Below are 2,037 nucleotides of genomic sequence, written 5' to 3'. Positions count from 1 at the left end.
CTTGAAGTCAACCTGCTCATCTTCATCCAGGTCTTCTACATAGCGGTCCACGCAAGCATCCAGAATCGGGTCGAGTTGTGGGCGCGGCGCGGCGTTCAGGTATCTTTCTACAAAGGTTTCAACCTGCTGCCAGGTATAGACCTGATATTCATCCAGGGTGCGTTTCAGGTCGTGGAGTTTATTTGGGTCGGTGTTCTGACTGAGGATGGTAGTGCGGTAGTATTTGTCAAAAGCATTCTGTATGGTGTCGGTATCATTGACGAAATCTAACACGAAGGTGTCCCGTTTCTGAGGGTGAGCGCGGTTGAGCCGAGAGAGGGTTTGTACGGCCTGGATGTCGCCCAGTACCTTGTCCACGTACATGGTGTGTAAGAGGGGTTCATCGAAACCAGTCTGAAATTTTTCGGCCACAATCAGGAAGCGATATGGTTTCTGACGGAATTTTTCAGGAATTTGCTTGCTGGGAAAGCCGTTCAGGGTGGCTTCACTGACTTTCTGTCCGTTGTATGTGCGCTCTCCAGAGAAGGCCACAATCGCTTGCCAGGGGCTGTTGCGGTCTTTCAAAATGCGCCGGAAGGCGTAGAAGTATTCAATCGCCTGCCGGACGCCGCTGGTGACCACCATCGCACGCGCCTGTCCGCCGATTTTGTGGCGCACATGATTGTGGAAATGTTCAACCATGATGTGGGCTTTCTGCTCAATGGCGTAGCGGTTCCCGGCCACGTAGTATCGGAGTTTCCTTTCGGCTTTCTTGCGGTCGAATTCCGGGTCATCGGCGATAGTTTTGACCAGGCGGAAATAGGTGGCAACGGGGGTGTAATTTTGCAATACGTCGCGGATAAACCCCTCTTGAATGGCCTGTTTCATGCTGTACACATGGAAAGGACGGGGTCCGGTGCTGCCATCCGGGCGGAGAAAGGGCTCGCCGAAAAGTTCCAGGGTCTTGTTCTTGGGGGTGGCCGTGAAGGCGAAGTAACTGGCATTCGGCAGCATTTTACGGGCAGCAATGATGCGGTTGATGCGGTCTTCCAGGTCTTTGCTTTCGTTTTCCGTTGACTGCGCACCCGAAAGGGCCATGTGCATTTGGGCGGTGGTGCGTCCCCCCTGGCTGGAGTGGGCTTCGTCAATCACAATGGCAAAGTTGCGCCCGATATGCTGTGAGCCAATCTGGTCAAGGATATAAGGGAATTTCTGCACGGTGGTTATGATGATTTTCTTGCCACCAGCGAGAAAATCGCGCAAATCGGCTGAACGGTCGGCGTGACCGAGCACCGCACTGACCTGGGTAAAGTGTTTGATGGTCTGGTGAATCTGGCGGTCGAGAACGCGCCGGTCAGTGACTACAATGACCGAATCGAAGATAGTCCGCCCGGCGCGCTGTTCGTCTTGGGCCGCGGAGAGTCCAACCAGTTGGTGTACCAGCCAGGCAATAGAATTGGATTTGCCGCTGCCGGTGGAATGCTGAATCAGATAGCGGCGTCCGGGGCCATGTGCGGCAACGTCAGCCAGAAGTTTGCGAACCACATCTAACTGGTGGTAGCGCGGAAATATCTGTTTGCGTGTCTTTTTGCGGCTGCCGTCGCGCTTCTCTGCCACAATCTGGGCATAGTTTTCGAGAATGTCGGCCAGACTGTCTCGGTGCAGGATGTCCTTCCACAAGTAATCGGTCTTCAGCCCGTCGGGGTTGGGCGGGTTGCCGGCGCCCTGGTCGTACCCCTTGTTGAAAGGCAGAAACCAGGAATCCCGGCCTTTCAGGTGTGTGCACATCCAGACTTCCTGGTCGTCCACGGCAAAATGCACCACACAGCGGCCAAACTGGAAAAGCGTCTCGCGCGGATCGCGGTCGCGTTTGTATTGCTGGATGGCATCTTCGACAGTTTGTTTGGTGGTGCGATTTTTGAGTTCGAAAGTGGCGATGGGCAGTCCGTTGATGAAGAGCACGAGGTCGAGGGCGCGACGGTTAGCAATCTGGCTGTAGCGCACCTGGCGGGTGACGGAGAAGATGTTTTGGGCGTAACGCGCTTCGGCGGCGGTGTT

General features: G+C 55.0%; 1 protein-coding gene. It reads right to left on the bottom strand.

Annotated features, from left to right (window positions below; translation table 11 throughout):
- Positions 1 to 2,037: type I restriction endonuclease subunit R (locus tag D6694_15245; GenBank protein ID RMH34389.1), on the bottom strand; the 2,037-nt coding region annotated here is incomplete at both ends.

It is taken from the genome of Gammaproteobacteria bacterium (genome assembly GCA_003696665.1).
In the GTDB taxonomy this organism is placed as follows: Bacteria; Pseudomonadota; Gammaproteobacteria; order Enterobacterales.
This window is presented reverse-complemented; position numbering and strand designations above follow the sequence as displayed.